This window comes from Bacillus sp. FJAT-27445 (assembly GCF_001510665.1).
In the GTDB taxonomy this organism is placed as follows: Bacteria; Bacillota; Bacilli; order Bacillales; family Cytobacillaceae; genus Bacillus_D.
Window position 1 is genome coordinate 687,572 of the sequence record NZ_LMTI01000001.1, and the last position, 21,977, is coordinate 709,548.

The following is a 21,977-nucleotide window of genomic DNA, read 5'->3' on the forward strand; positions in this document are numbered from 1 at the left end:
AGCACTGTCTTTTGAATTAGGCAATATAGCGATTTAATAAATTTTAAAAAATTTAAATATTTTTTCCACCACCCCCACAAAAGTTGTCCATGGGTACGTATCCTATTGCAAAACCCACAGGGAGGTGCGACATGGAACTTGTCTCTATTGATATTGACCAATTGCTTGAATCAAATCCTAGCCCATGCGGCAGTGAGTTGGAAATTGTCCATGTTGAACTCGATGCCTTCCTCGAAAAGAATTGAAGTTTTAATTTAATTTGTTTCTCACCCTCTTTCTATATATTGACGCCCTTCGCATTTCGCGAAGGGTATTTTTTTTGGGGATCTAATGAAGAAACGCCCTTTTTAAGGAAATTAACCAATATTCAGAATAATTATTTGACTTTTCACTACCAAGAAGTTATTTTTGAAATAAATATATAACACAATATAACATCTGCGGTAAAAACCCGTTATATAATATTTGAAGACTGGAGGGTATAAATTGGCAAACCAAAATCACTTGTCTGATGATGTTAAACTAAAACGCTTTATGGAACGAATTCAAAATGGTGAAAAAATTGAGGCGGACGACTGGATGCCGGAAGAATACAGGAAGACCCTCATTAAGCTGATTTCAATGCATGGAATTAGCGAAATCATGGGTGCGCTGCCTGAGAAGGAATGGGTTCCAAAGGCCCCATCCTTGAAAAGGAAGCTAGGCATCATGGCCAAGGTACAGGACGAAATGGGGCACGGCCAGCTCCTGCTTCGGGTTGCAGAGGATTTGATGAAGCCTTATGGGAAGAATAGGGAGTCGATCATGGAAGACCTCTTCAGCGGTGACCTTAAATTCCATAATGTTTTTCATATGGAAGCTCCAACATGGGCGGATGCGGGGCTGATCGGATGGCTTGTTGACGGAGCAGCGATCATCACCCAAACAAATATGCTTGATGCCTCGTATGGCCCATATGCCAGGGCGCTGAAACGAATATGCGCCGAAGAAGTTTTCCATGCACAACACGGCGAGTCCATCATCATCGCGCTCGCGGAGGGAACAGAAGCCCAGAAGGCGATGATCCAGGATTCCCTCGACCGCTGGTGGGATTCACTTCTCATGTTCTTCGGGCCGGGAGATTCCTCGACTACAGGGACATCCAAGCAGGATATCACGATTAAATACAAAATCCGTACGAAAACAAATGAGCAATTGCGCCAGGATTTCTTTACAAAATATATCCCGAGGGTGCTGTCGCTCGGACTCAAGCTCCCTGACGAAACGATGAATTTTGATGAAGCTTCCGGCCAGTGGATATACCGTCAGCCAGACTGGAGCAAATTCAAAGAAATAATTAAAAATAAAGGGCCGAAATCAGAAGAGCGGCTGCGCCTAAGAAAAATCTCATACGAAACGAACGCTTGGGTCCGCGAAGCACTGGGAGCTCCGGTCGTTTCGTAAAATTGCTCTACTAATGGAGGAAGGAAGGAGGGGCGCTTTTGGCGGAGAATAATTTTTACCAGGAATTTGAAGTGTTCAGTAAACGATCAGACACCTCGCCGATACAATACCAATTTTCGCTTTTGGCTCCAAACGAGGAGCTTGCGCTGGTGATGGCCCAGGAAAACTTTATGCGCCGCGAGCCTGTGGCGGATATATGGGTCGTGAAACGCTCAGCCATCCGTAAAATGACTTCTGAGGAAAAGGAAACATTGAAACGGCTTGATAACAAGGATTACAGGAATACAAAGGGATACGGCTATTTGAAAAAGAAATGGCGCCAGTATGAACAGGAAATGCTCGACGAAAAGGAAATTATGTCATGGGGAGGCGGAGGTGCGAATGCCAATCAAGACACCAGTAATGGCGGCTGAAAGGGAAGGGTACAGGGAAGCGCTTATTGAACTGCTTTTCCAGCTGGCCGACGATGACTTTATGGTCGCCTACAGGGGCTCCGAGTGGCTTGGCCTTGCCCCTCATATAGAAGAAGACGTTGCCTTTGCTTCAATTAGCCAGGATACAATGGGCCATGCGGCTATTTTTTACAAGCTGCTTGAGGATTTGGGAGCAGGGGATATCGACGAATTGGCCCATGGGAGGCCTGCAGATGAGCGCAGAAATGCGGTTTTGCTTGAATTGGTTAATGGGCCAGGAACTTATTTGATGGAACCGCACTATGACTGGGCTTTTGCGGTAGTCCGCCATTATTTCTATACCGTTGCCAAGAGAATCAAAATGGCTTCTTTAATGAAATCCACCTATATCCCGCTGGCAGAAGCGGCAGCACGGGTGAATGTAGAATTGTACTATCACCAGCTCCATTGGAAAACTTGGTTCACCCAGCTGATGTCAGTTGGCGGTGAGGCAAGGGAGCGGATGGAAGGCGCAATAGCCAAGACGTTTAGCTGTTTTGGCGATGTTTTTTACCAAGGACTCAAGGAGATTGACATTGTCTCTCATGGAATAATTGCCGGAAGCCTTGATCTCCGGGAACAATGGGTCGCAGCGATTACGCCTGTTTTTTCCGATTTGGGAGCGTCGGTGCCCGAGCAATTTAGCATGCCGGAAGGAAGCGGCCGTAACGGAGAGCATACGAAGGACTTGGACGATGCACTTTCAGTCCTTGGCGAAGTATACAGATTTGATCCTGCGGCAGGCTGGTAGCATTAAAAATCAGGCAAAAGGAATGACTGCTGTGGAAGCATATAAACCTCAGGATGAACTGCCGAGGGAAGTTGTTTTGAAAGCGCTTTATTCAGTGATAGATCCGGAAATTCCCTCGGTATCCATTGTCGACCTTGGCATGTTGCAGGGAATTGAGTTCGAAGGCACAAGGGTGGAGGTTTCGCTAATGCCAACTTTCCTTGGGTGCCCGGCACTCGACATAATAAAATCAAATACGATAAAAGCCCTTGAGGAACTCGGCGCCTTTACGGAAATTAGCGTGACATTCGTGTATAGCCAGGTTTGGACGACCGACCGGATTTCCGAGGAGGGTCGCCGCCGGCTGAAGGAATACGGGATTGCCCCGCCGCCCAAACAAAAGGAAGAGGGAGGCTGGGAAGTGGACTGCCCGTTTTGCGGTTCGGCTTATACAACGTTGGACAATATTTTCGGCCCAACCGCCTGCAGAAGCATCCTTTACTGCCGGTCGTGCAAAAACCCGTTTGAGGCGATGAAGCCGATTTCGACCTTGATGTAATAGCTATTAATTGAATAGGGGGCACAAACCACTTGGATTTGCCCTATTAAAAATAAGGGAGAGAAGAAAATGATAAAAATGATCGCGCTTTACAAGCATCCGGAGAACAAGGAAGCATTTGATGAGCATTATTTTAAAACACACGGCCCTCTTACCGCGAAAATCCCTGGCCTTCGGAAAATGGAAGTTACCCGTATTACAGGCAGCCCAATGGGCGGGGAGGGTAAATATTATTTAATGTGTGAAATGTATTACGATGACATGGCTTCTTTTAAAGCCGCTATGAAGAGCGATGAAGCAAGGGCTTCCGGAAAGGATGTCATGAGCTTTGCAGGCGACCTAGTCACGATGATGATCGGCGAGGAAGTTAATGAGTAACGAAAGGCGTTTTATTGAAACGAGAACCGATGGCCCAGTTGCTTTTATCGAGCTAAATCGGCCTGAAGTCCTTAATGCCTTAAACCGTGGGATGGTGGCTGAAATCCTTGAAGCCATGGAGGATTTCGACAGGGCGGAAGATATCAGGGTGATTGTACTAAGCGGCAAAGGCCGTTGTTTTGCTGCTGGAGCAGATATTGATGAGATGGCAGAGGTGGAATCAATCGATATGGAGCTCCTCAATCAATTCACCGACTGGGACCGCCTATCGTGGATTAAAAAACCTATTATTGGCGCGGTACACGGCTTCGCACTTGGCGGAGCATTCGAGCTTGCCCTCTGCTGCGACCTACTTTTTGCAGCCGAGGATGCAGAATTTGGATTTCCAGAAGTCCTTCTTGGCGTCATGCCTGGCGCGGGTGGGACCGTACGACTAACGAAGCTGGCCGGGAAAACAAAAGCAATGGAATGGCTATTTACTGGCAAGCGAATTCCAGCAAAAGAAGCCCGCGATTTCGGAATTGTGAACCAGGTTTTTGCAAGAGAAACGCTTATGGAAGAAACGAATAGATATGCGCGTGAGCTGGCAACGATGCCGCCGCTTTCAGTTCGCTTCATTAAAGAATCCGTATTGAAAGCAATTGATGCATCCATTTATGAGGGCATGCAGTTCGAACGGAAAAACTTCTCCCTTTTGTTTTCATCCATGGACCAAAAAGAAGGCATGAAGGCGTTTATTGAAAAAAGGAAAGCCCAATTTAAAGGCAGGTAGGGAGGTTACATAGCTTGTTTGAAACCGTCATTTATGAAGTGCGCGGCCATACAGCCTGGATTACCCTGAACCGGCCCGAAAAACTGAATGCATTCACCGCCCGGCTGAACAAGGATGTCGCCGCGGCCGTCCGTACCGCTTCAAAGGGTGGTTCTGTTCGGGCAATTGTCATTACTGGAGCAGGCAGGGCGTTTTGTTCGGGGCAGGATCTAGGGGACGTAGAAGAAACAACGGATTACGGGGATGTACTCAGAAATCGGTATAACCCGATGGTGATGGAAATAGAAAAATGTGAAAAACCAATTGTTGCTGCTGTTAACGGGGTAGCCGCCGGAGCCGGGATGAGCCTTGCATTAGCGTGTGATTTCAGGATACTTTCCGAAAAAGCGAGCTTTATTCAGGCGTTTATTCACGTCGGGCTCGTACCGGATGCTGGAAATCTGTACTACTTGCCGCGCCTGGTCGGCCATGCAAAAGCGCTGGAATTGGCAGTGCTCGGAGAAAAAGTCAGCGCCGAAGAAGCTTTGAGACTTGGCCTTGCCACAAAAGTTGTCCCGGAAAATCAATTTTCAAATGAAACGAACGCATTTGCGGATCGGCTTTCAGCCATGCCGACAAAAGCGATTGGCCTGATCAAAAGAAACCTGAAGGCCAGTTGGGAAGCTGGGATTGAACAGTTCCTTGACAGGGATGCCCAAAGCCAGCGAATCGCAAGCCTGACAGAGGACCATCAGGAAGGTGTCAAGTCTTTCCTGGAAAAAAGAAAGCCCGTCTTTAAAGGAAAATAACATGGTTTGTGTTTTCTATTCGAATTGAATCTATTATTCTACTGAAACTGTAAAGGAGCTGGAAGAATGTCGACAGTGAAAGAGCAAAAGCTAGAGCCACTTTCAATGAAACGTGAACTCTACCACTTGATTATCAATGGCGAGCGGGCTGACAGCCAATCCGGTGAGACATACGCGACGGCCAATCCCGCGACAGGAGAGGAAATTGCCCGAATTGCAAAAGCATCGATTGAAGATGCGGAGCGCGCAATCCAAGCAGCCCGGAGTGCCTTTGATAACGGTAAGTGGCGCCGTTCCCCGGTGAACAAACGATCCAGGACCCTTAACAAAATCGCCTCGATTATGCGGGCAAGATTTAATGAATTGGTAGAGTTGGAGATTCTCGATACAGGGAAATCGCTATCGGCTGCCCAAGGCCAGGTTATGCAGGCAATCGAGGATTTTGAATTTTATGCAGGTGCGATTATCAGCCACCGAGGGTCAGTCAATAGCATGCCGGGTGCATTCCAAAATATTACTGAAAAGGAACCAGTCGGCGTCTGCGCGCAAATCATCCCCTGGAATTACCCGTTAATGATGGCAGCCTGGAAAATCGCACCAGCGATTGCAGTAGGATGTTCAGTAATCTTAAAGCCAGCTTCCCTAACGCCATTAACGGCGATTGTGCTTGGGGAAATCTGTATAGAAGCGGGCGTGCCAGCGGGCGTCGTGAATATTATTCCTGGGGCAGGCTCGGAGGTCGGTAATTATCTCGTTGAGCACCCAAAGGTCGACAAGGTTGCCTTTACGGGCTCGACTCCGATTGGCAAGGATATTATGGCCAAGGCTTCCCAAACGTTAAAACGTGTGACTCTTGAACTTGGCGGAAAATCCCCAAACATCGTATTCGATGATGCAGACATTGACGCTGCGGTCGATGGGTCGCTCTTTGGTATTTTCTACAATAGCGGCCAATCATGCGAAGCCCGTTCGCGCCTGTATGTCCATGAAAATATTTACGATGAGTTCATGGAAAAATTCATCGCAAAAACGAAAAAGCTTAAGCTTGGAAATCCTTTTGAAAGCGAGACCCATGTCGGTGCGATCATCAGCCGTTCCCAGCTCGAGGTGATTGACGGCTATGTGAAGTCTGCTCTTGATGAGGGGGCTGTTGCTGAAACGGGAGGAAAGGAAGCTGTAGTTGAAGGATATGAACAGGGCTACTGGTATGAGCCAACCATTCTCACAAATGTCAATCATGGCATGAAAGCTGTACAGGAAGAAATTTTCGGACCCGTCGTTGTAGCCATGAAATTTTCCGATGAAAAAGAGGCAATCAGGCTGGCAAACGATAGCGATTATGGCCTAGGCTCTGCAATTTGGACGAAGGATTATGGAAGGGCAACCAGGGTATCCAAGCAAATTCAGGCGGGAATCGTCATGGTCAACTGCCCGTTCTCGGCATTCCCTGGTACTCCGTTCGGCGGCTATAAACAGTCGGGCTTTGGAAGGGAACTCTGTATTGAAACACTGGATTTGTATACTGAAACCAAGAGCATAATTTCCTACTACGGTCCAAAGCCGTTAAACCCGCTGGGCGTTTAAGGCTGATGAACCAATGTGGTAAAAGATAAAGCCGGGCACCTTGAAAAAGGTGCTTATCACTATTTTATTAGAACACGAGTGGGAGGCAGGCGGTGCGTATGGAAAATATTGTCGTAATAGGTTCAGGGGTAATGGGCCGGGGAATTGCATATGTAAGCGCGGCTGGAGGATTCAAAGTAACACTTATCGATATCAGGCAGGAACAGCTTGATACCGCGAGAGCCGAAATCCTCTCTATTTTCGAAGGAGCCAAAAGCCGCGGCAAGCTTACCGAAACAGAAATGAGGGAAGGAATCGGCAAGCTTTCCTATTCAACTGAACTGGAAGAAGCCGCCAAGTCCGCAGACCTTATTATTGAGGCTGTCCCCGAGGTTTTGGCAATTAAAAAGGACATTTTTGAAAGAATCGACAGGTATGCACCAGCAGGATGTTATTTTGCGACGAATACTTCAACAATGAGCCCGACTGAAATAGGTTCTTTTACAAAAAGGCCCGATAAAGTCATTGCCATGCATTTTTTTAATCCAGTCCACAAAATGAAACTTGTTGAAATTGTCCGCGGGCTTGAGACAAGTGATGATACGGCGGAGCAAATTAGGCAATCTGCCGAAAGGATGGGAAAAGAAACCGTTGTCGTAAATGAATTTCCAGGCTTTGTAACAAGCAGGATTAGCGCGCTGGTTGGAAATGAAGCCTTTTATATGCTTCAGGAAGGTGTCGGCACTCCGGAAGAAATCGATAAGGCCATCCGGCTTGGCCTGAATTATCCGATGGGTCCGTTCGAGCTTGGGGATCTCGTTGGCCTCGATACGAGATTGAACAACTTGAAATACCTTCACGAAAAGCTTGGCGAAAAATATCGTCCCGCCCCGCTTCTCGAGCAATATGTTAAGGCGGGCCGCCTTGGACGGAAGAGTGGCAGGGGCGTATATGACTATACCAAGAGGACGGAGTCTTAATTTAGTTGGAGGTTATCGGTTTTGAAAAAAAGGGAAGCAGTTATTGTTGATGCGGTTAGGACCCCAATTGGAAAGTATAACGGGGCATTGAAGCATGTGAGGCCAGATGATCTTGGCGCAATTGCCATAAAGGCTCTTATGGATAGGAATCCGGCAGTAAATGCACAGGATATTGAAGAAGTCGTTTTTGGAAATGCCAACCAGGCTGGTGAAGACAACCGCAATGTTGCCAGGATGTCGGCATTATTGGCAGGGCTTCCGGTAGAAGTGGGTGGTACAACTATCAATAGGCTGTGCGGGTCTGGCCTGGATGCTGTCAATTATGCAGCGAGGGCCATTTTGGTGGGTGAGGGGGATATTTTCATAGCGGGCGGTACGGAAAGCATGACCCGCGCTCCACTCGTGATGGCAAAACCGGCGGCCGGATTCCCAAGGGGAAATATGGAGCTTTTTGATACAACGATTGGATGGCGATTTATTAACAAGAAGCTTGAGGAAAAATACGGGACGGACTCCATGCCGGAAACAGCGGAAAATGTGGCCCAAGACTATTCAATCACCAGGCAGGACCAGGATGAGTTTGCCTTCAACAGCCAAATGAAGGCAATGGAAGCAATGGAAAAAGGGCTTTTTTCGGATGAGCTTGTACCTGTCCGTTACCTTGACAAAAAAGGGAATGAAATCATTGTTGACCGGGATGAACATCCAAGGAGCGATACGACAATCGAAAAGCTCGGCAAGTTGAAACCCTTGTTTCCAAATGGAACTGTAACCGCTGGGAACGCATCGGGAGTGAACGATGGCGCTGCCGCCCTTTTGCTGATGAGCGCGGAAAAGGCGGAATCCCTCGGTTTAAAGCCCCTCGCAAAATATGTCGTCTCCGCAACAGCAGGCCTTGAGCCAAGGGTGATGGGGCTTGGGCCAATCGAAGCTTCAAGGAAGACGCTGCTAAGAGCAGGGCTTCATCCTGAAGATATCGGTCTTTGCGAACTGAACGAAGCCTTTGCTTCACAATCGCTTGCCTGTATAAAAGAGATGGGCATCGCCCCAGAGAAAATCAATGTAAACGGAGGAGCAATCGCATTCGGGCATCCTCTTGGAGCAAGCGGCGCAAGAATCCTGACAACACTTGTTCATGAAATGAAACGGCGCGGAACACGTTACGGCCTGGCAACAATGTGCGTGGGGGTAGGCCAGGGGATTGCGACAATTGTCGAATCCACCGAACACGAAAATTGACTTGTAAGTAAAAATCGGAAACAATCGTAGTGGGAAAGTATAAAGTGGAAGCGCCTCGTTTAGCCCCGACCAGATTAAGACGGAGCCCGAAGGACGGGCCTGCCCTCCGGAGGGAACCGGCTTAAGACCTCGAGGGGCTAGGCGCTCCTCGAAAAAGCTACCGCTTTTTCTTCGTGCGAGGATTATGCTTCCGAAGCTTACTCTTGTGGAGCTAGATTGAAAATATCTACTTGTTTTAGAATAGTAATAATTTTAACTTCCTAAGCATCGTGAGAAGGTGAGCAGAACTGTGAATACGAGATCAATGATTTTTACATTGTACGGTGATTACATTTCCCACTACGGGAACAAAATTTGGGTTGGTAGCCTCATTAGGCTTCTCGAGGAGTTTGGCCATAATAGCCAGTCTGTCCGGGCCGCCATTTCAAGAATGAATAAACAGGGCTGGGTCCAGGCGGAAAAAGCAGGGAACAAAAGCTATTATTCACTAACGCCGCGTGGGATCAAGCGGATAGAAGAAGCGGCCAGAAGGATTTTTAAATTGAAGCCCGAGGCCTGGGACGGCAAATGGCGGATTCTCATGTACTCGATTCCTGAGGAAATCCGCAACGTTCGCGATGAGCTTCGTAAAGAGCTGGTTTGGAGCGGATTTGGCACTCTTTCCAACAGTTCATGGATTTCCGCCAATCCACTGGAAAATGAAGTATATGACCTGATCGATAAATACAAGATAGAGGATTATGTGGATTTTTTTGTAGCCGAGTATAACGGGCCGAAGGAAAATATCCGGCTCGTTGAAAAATGCTGGGACCTTGAAGAAATCAATCACAGGTATCAGGAATTCATCCAGGATTACAGCCAGAAGTACATTATTGGCAAAAATAAAATTCTGAAGGGCCAGATGACAGACGCGGATTGCTTTGTGGAGAGGACAAGGCTAGTGCACGAATACCGCAAATTCCTGTTCATTGACCCTGGCCTGCCTGAGGAACTGCTTCCCGATAAATGGCTGGGCAGCCATGCTGCTTCCCTATTCGCAGATTATTACAAGGAGCTTGCAGAGCCTGCATCACGCTTTTTTGAAGATGTTTTTAAAGAGGGGAACCAACTTGAAGAACGCGAAAAAGATTATGATGTACTGGAGCATCCGTATATCATCGAATAGAACGCAAAATGCTATAACGCTTTCTTCACGGAAGGATGGAATTTGTGAATAAGCTTACAAAAATGCTGAATATCAAGTATCCAATTATCCAGGGAGGCATGGGCAATATAAGCAATGCCCCATTGGCAGCAGCGGTGTCGGAAGCGGGTGGCCTAGGAACAATTGGCGCCGGTACGATGGATCCAGAAGAAGTGGAAAGGATCATCGTTGAAACAAAATTAAGGACGAGACAACCATTCGCTGTCAATGTTCCCTTGGGAGTTTCACCTTATAGCAAGGAAATCCTCTCCCTTATCATTAAACATAAAGTTCCTGTTGCATCTTTATCCGCCGGCAATCCAGCACCGTTTATTCCGAAGCTTCACATGGAAGGAGTCAAGGTACTTGCGGTAGTAGCGTCCGTAAAGCATGCAAAAAAAGCGGAAGAAGCGGGTGCGGATGCTTTGGTAGCGGAAGGCTATGAAGCTGCGGGAATCAATTCCCCCTATGAAACCACAACGATGGCGCTTATTCCTCAGGTAACTGGGGCTGTGGCAATCCCTGTTATTGCAGCAGGCGGAATTGCGGACGGGAAGGGCCTTGCGGCGGCTCTATCGCTAGGGGCAAGCGGTGTGCAGATGGGGACACGATTTATTGCTGTAAAAGAAGCGCCTTTCCATGCTTTATACAAACAATTGGTCACGAAAGCGGATGACACTTCAACCGTAATCGTTGGAAGGGCTTTAGGTAGAATTCGGAGGCTTTTGGACACTCCGTATGCCCAAAAACTACTGGATGCCGAACAAAAAGGAATCAGCCTTGAAGAATTTATGGAGAAGACAACAGAATACTATCATAAAACGGGTGCAATGGATGGAAATATTCAAGAAGGATTTTTGAATGCCGGGCAAATCGCAGGTTTAATCACGGATATCCCATCCACATCGGACCTTTTAGTAAATATGATGGAAGAAGCTAAAGTGGCACTAGAAGCAGCCAAAACAAGACTTTTCAGCTAAAAAACATGATAGATATATTTCAACACTTTACCGGGTTGAAGCGTTAATTTTGCAAGAGACTAAAATTGTCTCTTGCTTTTTTTATTTTATAGCAATATAATTTTCAATAATATTCAATTTTTAGAATATTGTTTGACTTAGAAAGATTTAGAATGTTAGTATAACGGTATAAATACGGTGGTGATAGTAATTATCATATAAACATCACAAGAACGTTTACATACAGATTTTCATCCAGTTATGGGTGGTAATTAAAAAATAGGGGGAATTTTTATGAAAAAGCACGTAAAAACCATTTCGATCGCCCTTGCCGCGATGATGATGCTCGCGGCATGCGGTAGCAAGGAAGAAACAGGCGGCAAGACAGGTAATGGAGGAGAAAAAGAAAAAGAGTACAAAGTGGGAATTTCCCAATTTGCTCCCCATCCATCGCTTGACGCTGCAACGGAAGGTTTCAAAAAAGCATTAGAAGACAAAGGGCTGAAGGTAAGCTTTTCTGAGAAGAACGCACAAGGTGATCAAAACAATACCCGCACAATCGCGGAAAACTTTGTTGGCGACAAGGTTGACATGATTTTTGCAAACGCAACTCCAAGCGCTATGGCAGCTCTTAGTGTAACAAAAGATATTCCAATCCTTTTTACATCTGTAACAGACCCTGTTGGCGCAGGCCTTGTAAAATCATTTGATGAGCCTGGCGATAATATTACAGGCACGACTGACAACCATCCGGATGCCACAAAGAAAACAATCGATTTCATTACCACTGAAGTTGGTGCAAAGAAAATCGGTATTGTCTACAATTCCGGTGAACAGAACTCTGTCGTACAGGTAGATGCTGTCGAAAAACTCGCTAAAGACAATGGCGGTTCATTGGTAAAGGTTTCTGTTTCGACAACCGCAGAAGTAAAGCAGGCGGCTGAATCCCTTGTTGGGCGGGTGGACGCTATTTACATCCCAACAGACAATACCGTTGTTTCCGCGCTTGACTCTGTCATTTCTGTCGCCAACAGCAAAAAAATCCCTCTTTTCGTTGGGGAGCTTGATTCAATGAAAAAAGGCGCTGTTGCCGCAAGCGGATTCAGCTATTATGACCTTGGCTATGAAACTGGCCTTATGGCTGTCGAAATTTTGACTGGCGCAAAAAAAGCTTCTGAAATCCCAGTCGCTTTGCCGCAAAGCCTTGCCCTTATGATTAATAAGAAGGCCGCTGAGGCACAAGGCCTTGAAGTGAAGGAAGAATGGAAAGAAAATGGGGAGTTCTACGAAGGAGAATAATCCGTGATATGACCAGTTTAAGCTAGAGCCGAATATGGCGGGTGCTGTTTATGTGCTGCCCCGCCAGCCGGCTGGACAGGAAGGATGATGTATGTGTTTACGGCAATATTCGGATCATTTGAATCAGGTATCATTTACGCAATTATGGCGCTTGGTGTCTATTTATCCTTCAGGATCCTTGATTTTCCCGACTTGACGGTTGATGGAAGCTTTGTAACAGGCGCAGCAATTGCGGCAACAATGATTGTGAATGGCTACAATCCGTTCATTGCAACTGTTGCAGCCCTAATTGCGGGTTTTGCCGCGGGCTGTTTAACAGGCATCCTCCATACAGCCGGGAAAATAAACGCGCTGCTTTCAGGGATTCTTGTCATGATTGCCCTGTATTCTATTAATCTGCGAATTATGGGCAGGTCAAATGTGACCCTCCTTAACCAGGAAACTTCGCTTTCCACAGTCAGCAGTTTGTCGGAAAAGCTCGGCATCGATTCCTTTTTTAACAATCTTCTCGTTTCAATAGGCCTCGGGGACAGCCTTCCATCAACTTGGGGCATCCTTTTGTTCATGATTGTTGTGACCTTGATAATCAAAGTGTTTACAGACTGGTTCCTGAAAACGGAAATAGGCCTCGCGGTTCGCGCAACCGGAGACAACAAACGGATGATTAGTAGCTTTTCAGCAAATACAAACCTGCTTATTATCCTGGCACTAGGAATCTCAAATTCCATGGTCGCCTTTTCCGGGGCGATGATTGCCCAGCAGTCGGGATTCGCCGATGTGGGAATGGGAATCGGGATGATCATTATCGGTCTGGCCTCGGTCATTATTGGAGAAGCGCTCTTTGGAGCCAAAACAATTGTCCGTGCAACACTTGCGGTTGTCGGCGGGGCAATTATTTACAGGATTGTCGTTACACTCGCATTGCGGGTTGATTTCCTCGATCCGGGTGACATGAAACTGATTACCGCCCTGATTGTCATTATTTCACTCATTACCCCTAAGCTATTGGGAGGGGCAAAGGAAAAAAAACGGAAAGCAAAAAAGAGAGCGGAAAGGCAAACGCTCATGAAAACAATCCAGGCAAGAAAGGGGGATGCCCATGCTTCGCTTAAATCAGATTAACAAAGTATTCAACGAAGGGACCCCCGATGAAAAAATCGCTATCGACCATATCAATCTTGAGCTTAAAAGAGGGGACTTCGTCACAGTCATCGGCAGTAACGGAGCTGGGAAATCTACCCTAATGAATATCATTTCCGGGGCGTTGACGCCTGATATCGGGGAAATTTACCTGGATGAGAAAAATGTCACCTCTATGACGGAATATAATCGTTCAAAGCTCATCGGCCGTGTTTTTCAGGACCCAATGGCCGGTACGGCGCCAAGCATGACGATTGAAGAAAATCTGGCAATGGCCTATTCACGGAATAAGACCAGGACATTCAGGCAAGGGGTTACGAGAAAACGAAGGGAATTGTTCAAAGAAGTGCTTGAGTCCCTTCATCTAGGGCTTGAAAACAGGCTGACCGCAAAAGTCGGGCTGCTTTCAGGAGGGGAAAGGCAGGCACTTTCCCTTTTAATGGCCACCTTTACAGAGCCTTGCGTCCTTCTTCTTGATGAACATACTGCCGCGCTTGACCCTTCGAGAGCAGAACTGATTACAAACCTGACAAAACAAATTATCAATCAATATGGATTGACCACTCTGATGGTCACGCATAATATGCAGCAGGCGATTGACCTTGGCAATAGGCTGATTATGATGGATAAAGGCCAGATTATCCTTGAAGTAAATGAGGAGGATAAGGAAAAGCTTACGATTGAAGCCCTTCTTGAGGAATTCCAGCGGATCCGCGGCACCCAGATGGCTAGCGACCGCGCATTGTTGTCATAAGCACGTATATCATTCTTTTTTTAAAATAAAGAATTAGGGAGAGCTAAACATGAAGCCCGGCATGCGGATTGGACAGCAGGAAACCATTCAGCTGGTGGTGACGAAGGAAATGTTCGCGGAGTTTGGCGGCCAGGTTGTCCATCCCGCCTATTCGACCGCCTGGATGGTCTACCATATGGAGTGGGCTTCAAGGAAGATCATCCTGCCGTTTCTTGAGGAAAATGAAGAGGGCATGGGTGCCTCGGTCAATGTAAAACATATTGCTCCCGCCCTTGAAGGCGAAAAGATTACTGTTACAGCTTCGCTCGCATCAATTAACGGAAAGGACATTATTACAAGTGTTGAAGCGCACGGGCCTGACGGGATTGTTGGTACCGGGGAAGTAAAACAGGTAATTTTGCCAAAAATGAAAATAAGCAGTATTCTAAAATCATAGACTATTAGCGCAACATCGGCTTGACGAAGAAACAGCCTGGGTACAGGTTTGTTTCTTTCTTGCTTTTTAGGGATTTCGTTTGCTTTAAAGCGGTGAAGCGGTTCGTCTACACAACAAAACCGGCGTTTTGAAACACTACCTATGTTAACTTTTCCTAAGAACCGAAAGGGGAGCTAAAAATGAAAGCGTTGCCATTTGCGGGAGGAGACACAAATTCCATGGACATTTTTACAAAAATCGGTGAACACGAGCAAATTGTCTTTTGCAATGATGAATCTACCGGCTTAAAAGCCATTATCGCGATTCATAGCACCAAGCTGGGCCCAGCTTTGGGAGGCTGCAGGATGAGGCCTTACTCCAGTACGGAGGAAGCACTCGAGGATGTTCTTCGCCTGTCAAAAGGTATGACCTATAAGTGCGCGGCTGCGGATGTTGATTTTGGAGGGGGCAAGGCAGTCATTATTGGTGACCCAATGAAGGATAAAAGCCCGGAATTATTCAGGGCATTCGGCCAATTCGTGGATTCGCTGAATGGGCGTTTTTATACCGGAACGGATATGGGAACGACCCCCGAGGATTTTGTCCATGCGATGAAGGAAACGAACTGTATCGTCGGCGTTGGAGAGGCTTACGGAGGAAGCGGCGATTCTTCCATTCCGACCGCCCAGGGAGTGCTTTATGGAATTCAGGCGACAAATAAAGTCATTTGGGGTACAGATCAGCTTTCAGGAAAAAGCTATGCAATCCAGGGGTTGGGGAAAGTCGGATATAAGGTTGCCGAACGCCTCCTTGAAGAAGGGGCAGATCTTTATGTAACCGATATTAATGAGGAAGCTGTAAACCGCCTGTCCGAATATGCAAAGTCGCTTGGCTGCGCCATCAAGGCAGTAGGCAGCGATGAAATTTACTCCCAGGAAGCAGATGTATTCGTACCGTGCGCGCTCGGAGGAATCATAAATGATGAAACCATTCCCGAGCTCAAGTGCCTGGCTGTCGCCGGATCCGCGAACAACCAATTGGCTGAGATGCGGCATGGACAAATGCTTCAGGCAAAAGGAATTGTTTACGCGCCGGATTATATCGTTAACGCAGGCGGGCTAATCCAGGTTGCCGATGAATTGTATACCCCGAACAAAGAGCGGGTCATGCAAAAAACGAAAGCAATCTATGACTCCCTGCTGGATATTTATCGGCATGCCACGGAAGACGGGGTTACAACAGTCGAAGCGGCGAACCGATTCTGTGAATCTAGAATTGAAGCAAGGGTAAGGAGAAACAGCTTTTTCTCCCATCATAAGCGCCCGAAGTGGGCTGTTCGTTCCTAAATTTCCTGACAGGGAGGGCGATAGCAGTGAAAACTAAATTTCCATTGATTCAAATCATGGACGAACAAGGCAATGTGGCAGAGCCTTCCGAGAGGGAAAAAATTAGCCAGGACCTTGCCTTAACGTTCTATAAACAAATGATCCGGATTCGGCTGTTCGACAGGAAGGCAGTGAGCCTGCAGCGCCAAGGAAGAATTGGTACTTATGCTCCTTTCGAGGGCCAGGAAGCAGCCCAGGTTGGGAGCGCGCTTGCCTTGAAGGAGGATGATTGGCTTTTTCCTACATACCGGGACCATGGAGCCGCTTTTGTTTTTGGACACTCACTCCGCAATATCCTTTTATTTTGGAACGGCAGGAACGAGGGCTGTGTACCTCCGGACGGCAAAAAAATATTTCCGCCGGGCATTCCAATCGCAACCCAAATCCCTCATGCCGCAGGTGCCGCGCTTGCGGAAAAAATGAAAGGCTCTTCGTGCGCAGCCATTGCTTACTTTGGAGATGGGGCCACGTCAGAAGGAGATTTCCACGAGGGTTTAAATTTTGCCAGTGTCATGAAAGCGCCTGTCGTGTTTTTTAATCAAAATAATGGCTATGCGATTTCCGTCCCTATTGAAAAGCAAATGAATTCTGAAACAATAGCGCAAAAGGCGATAGCCTATGGTATCCCGGGTGTCCGAGTGGATGGGAACGATGTGTTCGCTGTTTATTCTGAAACTTTGAAAGCGCTTGCGCGGGCAAGAAAAGGCGAAGGACCGACTTTGATTGAAGCGGTTACGTGGAGGTATGGCGCACATACAACAGCTGATGACCCTACAAAATACAGGGACCAGTCCGAAAGCCATGCAAAACGGGAAACAATCGACCCAATCCTCCGTCTGGAGCGTTTTCTTAAAAATGAAGGTGTTTTCAATGATAAACTGATGAAGGCTTTTGAAGAAGATGCAGCCGCGGAAATTGACAAAGCGGTCGAGGAAATGGAACATTATCCTCCCGCAAACCCGGCGGATATTTTCGATTACGTTTTCGAAAAATCCGTCTGGCCAATCGAAAAACAAAAACGTGACTATCTTCAGCTGATCGGTGGTGGAATGTAGTGGATATTGCAACGAAAACAAGGACGTTGACGATGGTCCAGGCCATTAATGAAGCCCTTTCCGTCATGCTTGAAAACCATAGCGAGGTCATCCTTCTCGGGGAGGACATCGGGAAGAATGGCGGGGTTTTCCGTGTAACGGACGGCCTTCAGGAAAAATTTGGCGACATGAGGGTAATGGATACGCCCCTTGCGGAAGCTGGGTTCATTGGTGCGGCGATCGGCATGGCCGCGGCAGGTTTTAGGCCAGTCGCTGAAATCCAATTTCTTGGATTCATTTATCCCGCATATGAACAAATTATGACCCATGCGTCCAGGCTTAGAATGAGGACATTCGGCCACTTCACCGTTCCGATGGTCATTCGCGCCCCTTATGGAGCCGGAGTGCGTGCGCCGGAAATCCATTGCGACAGTACAGAAGCACTGTTCACCCATATGCCAGGCATCAAGGTCGTCTGCCCATCTTCGGCTCATGACGCAAAAGGCCTGCTGATCGCATCAATCCTCGATCCCGACCCGGTCCTTTTCCTTGAGCCGATGCATCTGTACCGCTCGGTGAAGGATGAAGTTCCCGAGGGAGTATACGAAATTGAACTTGGGAAAGGAAAACGGCTCATGGACGGCGGAGATGTAAGCGTCCTAACGTGGGGAGCGATGGTGCCTGTTGCCATGAAGGCTGCCCGGGCCATGGCTGAAAAAGGAATCTCCTGCGATGTAATCGATATGAGGACCTTGTATCCGCTTGATAAGGATATCATTGCGGAATCGGTCCAGAAAACCGGCAGAACTGTCATCGTCCATGAGGCACACGAGACAGGGGGAGTCGGAAACGATATCCTGGCTATTATTAATGATACTTCTTTTCTTTATCAAAAGGCGCCTGCAGAAAGGGTAACGGGCTTTGACACACCGGTCCCATACTTTGGATTTGAAAACCACTACCTGCCAACACCTAAACGGGTTGAAGCTGCAATAGAAAAAGTGATGGGATTTTAGGGAGGTGAAAAGTATGGAGGTAAAGCTCCATGATATAGGGGAAGGCATGGCAGAAGCAGGCATTAATTGCTTTCTCGTAAAGCCAGGTGATTTTGTGAAGGCGGATGACCCACTCATCGAGGTTCAGACAGATAAAATGGTTGCCGAGATTCCTTCACCGGCCTCTGGTATTGTAAAGGAGTTCCGGGTAGCTCCCGGGGAAACAGTCCCCGTTGGCACGACATTGCTCATCCTGGAATCGGCGGGAAAAACGACCCCGATAGAACCGACTCGAGAAGATAAAAGGGAGTCAAAATCTCCTTCTGATGAACCAGCTTCGCTCATAAGCGGGATTTACAGGCAGGTTCACAAAAGAATTTTGGCTTCGCCTTATACGAGGAAATTAGCAAGGGACAATTCCGTCAACATTGAAGACATTGCCGGGTCAGGGCCTGCCGGACGGATTCTAGATGAAGATGTATTCCGGTACATTGAACAAAGTAAATCTGATTCCTCACAAGGTATACAGGCAGAAACCCAGCATCAGGCGAAAATTGAACCACGTTCTCCTGAACAGAACATTACGATACCGTTCAGGGGCAGGCGAAAACAAATTGCAAAAAACCTTCTTTATTCCATCCAGACTATACCTCATTGCACCCATTTTGAAGAAATTGATGTGACCAGCCTTATTGAATTCCGGAATGAATTAAAAGCTGCAGGTAAGCCAATTTCAGCAACTGCATTCTTCATTAAGGCACTCTCCGTTTGCTTAAAGGAATATCCTATTTTCAACGCTGTGCTCGATGAGCAAAAAGAAGAAATCCGGCTTTTGGAAGGCCATCACGTTGGAATCGCGGTCGATACAGAGGATGGCCTAATTGTTCCGGTCATCAGAAATATCCAGCATAAATCACTTCCGACTATAAACCGTGAAATGAAAGAATTGACTGAAAAAGCACTGAATAACAAACTTACTGTTGCTGACATCCAGGGGGGAACCTTCACTATTAGCAATGTTGGGCCACTTGGCGGAAGCATTGGCGCTACGCCGATCATCCAGCATCCGCAGGTGGCGCTCGTTTCCTTCCATAAAACAAAAAAAATGCCTGTCGTGAACGACAAGGATGAAATCGTCATCCGTTCAATGATGAATCTATCGATGTCTTTTGACCATAGGGTGGCAGATGGCGCAACCGCAGTCAAATTTACGAACCGCTTTTCCGACTATATCCAAAATCCAAAAATGCTTCTATTGGAGCTGATTTAGATGGTCGTAGGCGAAATGGCGATTCAGGCCGACTTGATTGTCATCGGCGGGGGTCCAGGCGGCTACCATGCTGCAATACGGGCTGCCCAGCTAGGCAGACAGGTCTTACTTATTGAAAAAGCGGATTTGGGCGGGATTTGCCTAAATAAAGGCTGCATTCCATCCAAAGTTTTATCGGAAGCGGCGGCAAGGCTGGAGGATTGCCGTAAAAACAGCCTTTTTGGAATAGGCACTGGCGAGGCGGACCTGCAGTTTTCCAAATTAATAGAACATCAGAAGAAGACCATTGATGGTCTTCGGGCGGGGATTGAAGCGCTCTGCAAAACTAATAAGGTCCAAATTATTACGGGTAAAGCGTTTTTCCTCTCAGACACAAGGATTGGCGTGGAGGATGGCGATAAATATGAAATCTATGAATTTAAGCATGCCATACTTGCAGCGGGGGCAAAGCCCGTTAAAAATAGCAATTATCAGGAGGGGGGAAGGATTCTCAATCAATTGGCGATTTCATTTCTGAATGAGGTTCCTAGGCATCTGGTGATTGAGGGTTCAAATTCCATCCAGCTTGAAATGGCGATGGCTTATAAGTCGCTGGGAGCTGACATTACTATCCTTTTGCCAGGGGAATCACTGTCGTTTGATTCTGCAATCTCCAAAGAACTGGCCAGGATTTTAAAGAAAGAAAAAATAACGGCCATAAAAGCTTGCCAAGTTCGGGAGGTTGTTGAATCAAAAGAAGGAGTGTCTATCGCAATTACAACAACAGGCGAAGAAAAGATGCTTCAGGCAACGCATTTCTTTTACGAAGGAAAACAGCGACCAGAATCAGCAGGGCTTGGGATAGATCGGATTGGCGTTAAGCTTGATAAGGAAGGATTCATCCTGACGGACAGCCAATGCCAAACTTCGGTTACGGGCATTTATGCAATAGGTGATATTACGGGAGGGCCATTCCTTGCTTCCAAAGCAATTAAACAGGGAAAAGCCGCTGCTGAAGCTGCATGCGGGCTGAAAGCTTTCACTGATTTTCGCTTTCTACCATCCGTTACATTTACAAGGCCGCCGATTGCAACTGCAGGATTGACCGAGGAGCAGGCCCTTGCTGAAAAGTTCGATATAAAAACAAGCCAATTCCCATTTGCCTCCAACGGTTTTTCTAGTATTACAGGTAAAAGGGACGGTTTTGCAAAAATTGTATCGGAACGGGAAAGTGACGTGATACTCGGGGTGCATATCATCGGTGAAGGTGCCCACGAACTAATAGTTGGCGGGGTTCTTGGTCTCGAATTGGGGGCGCGTGAGGAGGATATCCATTTTCCAGCCTATCCGCATCCAGGATTTGGCGAGGCCTTGCTTGAGGCTGCGGAAGGGCTTGGCGGGAAAGCTGTCCATATGAAACCGCAAAAGGAAAAGAAAAACCAAGTACTTAATGCTTAGCAGCCGGATTACATTTCTGGCAAAACAATATCAATTTATAATAGGAGGGTTATTCATGCAAGATCAAACATTAAAGGTAAATGAGTTGACAGAAGACTTTTTTCCAGTAAGGGATGTTGACTATCTTGAAATCTATACCGGTAACGCAAAGCAGGCATCCTACTTTTTCTGCCATGCATTCGGTTTTAGGACAGTAGCCTACTCCGGCCTTGAAACCGGGAACCGGGAAACTGTTTCCTACGTACTTCAGCAACGGAATATCAGGCTGGTGCTTACCAGTTCGCTTGTTGAAAACAGTGAAGTTTCTTCTTTTATAAAAAAGCATGGGGACGGCGTAAAAGATGTAGCGCTCCTTGTTGACGATGTTGAAAAAGCATTCTCAGCCGCGGTGGACCGTGGTGCAATTGCATTGATGGCTCCGACCGATTACAGCGATGAACAAGGAACCGTCAAAAAAGCAATCATTGGCACGTATGGGGATACAATCCATACACTTGTGGAGAGACAGGGATATAAGGGGCCATTCATGCCGGGCTACGAAGCCTATACATTGTTCGATCAAGTGCCGGATACAGGATTGATTGGCATTGACCATGTTGTCGGCAACGTAGAAAGCATGAATGAGTGGGTGGAGTATTATGAAAAGGTAATGGGGTTCAAGGAAATGAAGCATTTCTCCGATGAGGACATTTCAACGGAGTATTCCGCGCTCATGTCAAAGGTCATGCATAACGGAGGAAGGATTAAGTTCCCGATCAACGAACCAGCTGAAGGGAAGCGAAAGTCCCAAATCCAGGAATACCTTGATTTTTACAACGGGCCGGGAGTCCAGCATCTGGCCATCCTAACAGAGGACATTATCTCTACAGTCACCGCCCTGAAAGACAATGGTGTGGAATTCCTGTCCACTCCAGATACGTATTATGAAGAACTTTCCGCAAGGGTCGGGCAAATCGATGAGGAAATTTCCAAGCTAAAAGAATTGAGCATTTTGGTCGACCGTGACGATGAGGGCTATCTGCTACAGATTTTCACAAAGCCAATTGTTGACAGGCCTACCTTGTTCATTGAAGTTATCCAGCGAAAAGGGGCAAGGGGATTCGGTGAAGGTAATTTCAAGGCCCTCTTTGAATCAATTGAGCGCGAGCAGGCACGGCGCGGAAACCTATAATGACAAACAAATAGACACAACACGAAAGTGG

22 protein-coding genes are annotated in these 21,977 nt (G+C 47.1%); all 22 read left to right on the forward strand.

The window, feature by feature from the left end:
• The first annotated feature begins 534 nt into the window (after nucleotides 1-534).
• The 22 genes from paaA (at nucleotide 535) to hppD (ending at nucleotide 21,946) form a co-directional block, all read left to right on the forward strand.
• Nucleotides 535-1,443, forward strand: coding sequence for a 1,2-phenylacetyl-CoA epoxidase subunit PaaA (gene paaA, locus AR337_RS03415; RefSeq protein ID WP_059170838.1), 909 nt, complete (start codon nucleotides 535-537; stop codon nucleotides 1,441-1,443).
• 38 nt (nucleotides 1,444-1,481) lie between these two features.
• Complete coding sequence (paaB, locus tag AR337_RS03420) at nucleotides 1,482-1,856, forward strand: 1,2-phenylacetyl-CoA epoxidase subunit PaaB (RefSeq protein WP_059170596.1); 375 nt, start codon at nucleotides 1,482-1,484, stop codon at nucleotides 1,854-1,856.
• Nucleotides 1,825-2,646 carry a 1,2-phenylacetyl-CoA epoxidase subunit PaaC gene (paaC, locus tag AR337_RS03425; RefSeq protein ID WP_059170597.1) on the forward strand — a complete coding sequence of 274 codons (822 nt, stop codon included), beginning with the start codon at nucleotides 1,825-1,827 and terminating at the stop codon, nucleotides 2,644-2,646. Before paaB ends, paaC begins: the two co-directional genes overlap by 32 nt.
• A 31-nt stretch (nucleotides 2,647-2,677) precedes the next feature.
• Entirely contained in the window at nucleotides 2,678-3,184 is a 507-nt protein-coding gene (gene paaD / locus AR337_RS03430; protein WP_253701457.1) for a 1,2-phenylacetyl-CoA epoxidase subunit PaaD, read from the forward strand.
• 69 nt (nucleotides 3,185-3,253) lie between these two features.
• A complete protein-coding gene (locus tag AR337_RS03435; RefSeq protein WP_059170598.1) occupies nucleotides 3,254-3,562 on the forward strand; it encodes an EthD family reductase in 309 nt (102 codons plus the stop codon).
• On the forward strand, nucleotides 3,555-4,334 hold the full coding sequence (locus AR337_RS03440) for an enoyl-CoA hydratase/isomerase family protein (protein ID WP_059170599.1): 780 nt from the start codon (nucleotides 3,555-3,557) through the stop codon (nucleotides 4,332-4,334). Before AR337_RS03435 ends, AR337_RS03440 begins: the two co-directional genes overlap by 8 nt.
• Before the next feature lie 14 nt (nucleotides 4,335-4,348).
• Entirely contained in the window at nucleotides 4,349-5,122 is a 774-nt protein-coding gene (locus AR337_RS03445) for an enoyl-CoA hydratase-related protein (protein ID WP_059170600.1), read from the forward strand.
• Nucleotides 5,123-5,188: 66 nt separating this feature from the next.
• A complete protein-coding gene (locus tag AR337_RS03450) occupies nucleotides 5,189-6,706 on the forward strand; it encodes an aldehyde dehydrogenase (protein WP_059170601.1) in 1,518 nt (505 codons plus the stop codon).
• Between the two features lie 98 nt (nucleotides 6,707-6,804).
• A complete protein-coding gene (locus AR337_RS03455) occupies nucleotides 6,805-7,665 on the forward strand; it encodes a 3-hydroxyacyl-CoA dehydrogenase (RefSeq protein ID WP_059170602.1) in 861 nt (286 codons plus the stop codon).
• Nucleotides 7,666-7,686: 21 nt separating this feature from the next.
• On the forward strand, nucleotides 7,687-8,904 hold the full coding sequence (locus tag AR337_RS03460) for an acetyl-CoA C-acyltransferase (RefSeq protein ID WP_059170603.1): 1,218 nt from the start codon (nucleotides 7,687-7,689) through the stop codon (nucleotides 8,902-8,904).
• A gap of 289 nt (nucleotides 8,905-9,193) precedes the next feature.
• The gene (gene paaX / locus AR337_RS03465) at nucleotides 9,194-10,069 is read left to right on the forward strand and encodes a phenylacetic acid degradation operon negative regulatory protein PaaX (RefSeq protein ID WP_059170604.1); all 876 of its coding nucleotides are present in this window, start codon (nucleotides 9,194-9,196) and stop codon (nucleotides 10,067-10,069) included.
• 44 nt (nucleotides 10,070-10,113) lie between these two features.
• Nucleotides 10,114-11,067: a nitronate monooxygenase family protein gene (locus AR337_RS03470; protein ID WP_059170605.1), complete on the forward strand. Its 954-nt coding sequence runs from the start codon at nucleotides 10,114-10,116 to the stop codon at nucleotides 11,065-11,067.
• Nucleotides 11,068-11,340: 273 nt separating this feature from the next.
• Complete coding sequence (locus AR337_RS03475; RefSeq protein ID WP_059170606.1) at nucleotides 11,341-12,345, forward strand: ABC transporter substrate-binding protein; 1,005 nt, start codon at nucleotides 11,341-11,343, stop codon at nucleotides 12,343-12,345.
• A gap of 93 nt (nucleotides 12,346-12,438) precedes the next feature.
• Nucleotides 12,439-13,467, forward strand: coding sequence for an ABC transporter permease (locus AR337_RS03480; protein WP_059170840.1), 1,029 nt, complete (start codon nucleotides 12,439-12,441; stop codon nucleotides 13,465-13,467).
• Nucleotides 13,445-14,239, forward strand: coding sequence for an ABC transporter ATP-binding protein (locus tag AR337_RS03485; RefSeq protein WP_059170607.1), 795 nt, complete (start codon nucleotides 13,445-13,447; stop codon nucleotides 14,237-14,239). The genes AR337_RS03480 and AR337_RS03485 overlap by 23 nt, the downstream gene beginning before the upstream one ends.
• A 49-nt stretch (nucleotides 14,240-14,288) precedes the next feature.
• Nucleotides 14,289-14,675 (forward strand): thioesterase family protein, encoded by a 387-nt coding sequence (locus tag AR337_RS03490; protein ID WP_059170608.1) that lies wholly within the window; start codon nucleotides 14,289-14,291, stop codon nucleotides 14,673-14,675.
• Between the two features lie 218 nt (nucleotides 14,676-14,893).
• Complete coding sequence (locus AR337_RS03495) at nucleotides 14,894-16,000, forward strand: amino acid dehydrogenase (protein WP_156424310.1); 1,107 nt, start codon at nucleotides 14,894-14,896, stop codon at nucleotides 15,998-16,000.
• Between the two features lie 26 nt (nucleotides 16,001-16,026).
• Nucleotides 16,027-17,094, forward strand: a complete 1,068-nt coding sequence (pdhA, locus tag AR337_RS03500) for a pyruvate dehydrogenase (acetyl-transferring) E1 component subunit alpha (protein WP_059170610.1) — start codon at nucleotides 16,027-16,029, stop codon at nucleotides 17,092-17,094.
• A 32-nt stretch (nucleotides 17,095-17,126) separates the two neighbouring features.
• Entirely contained in the window at nucleotides 17,127-18,089 is a 963-nt protein-coding gene (locus tag AR337_RS03505) for an alpha-ketoacid dehydrogenase subunit beta (protein WP_059170841.1), read from the forward strand.
• A gap of 13 nt (nucleotides 18,090-18,102) precedes the next feature.
• Nucleotides 18,103-19,338: a dihydrolipoamide acetyltransferase family protein gene (locus tag AR337_RS03510; protein WP_059170611.1), complete on the forward strand. Its 1,236-nt coding sequence runs from the start codon at nucleotides 18,103-18,105 to the stop codon at nucleotides 19,336-19,338.
• Complete coding sequence (locus AR337_RS03515) at nucleotides 19,339-20,775, forward strand: NAD(P)/FAD-dependent oxidoreductase (RefSeq protein ID WP_059170612.1); 1,437 nt, start codon at nucleotides 19,339-19,341, stop codon at nucleotides 20,773-20,775.
• A gap of 55 nt (nucleotides 20,776-20,830) precedes the next feature.
• Nucleotides 20,831-21,946, forward strand: a complete 1,116-nt coding sequence (gene hppD, locus AR337_RS03520) for a 4-hydroxyphenylpyruvate dioxygenase (RefSeq protein WP_059170613.1) — start codon at nucleotides 20,831-20,833, stop codon at nucleotides 21,944-21,946.
• Nucleotides 21,947-21,977 lie beyond the last annotated feature (31 nt).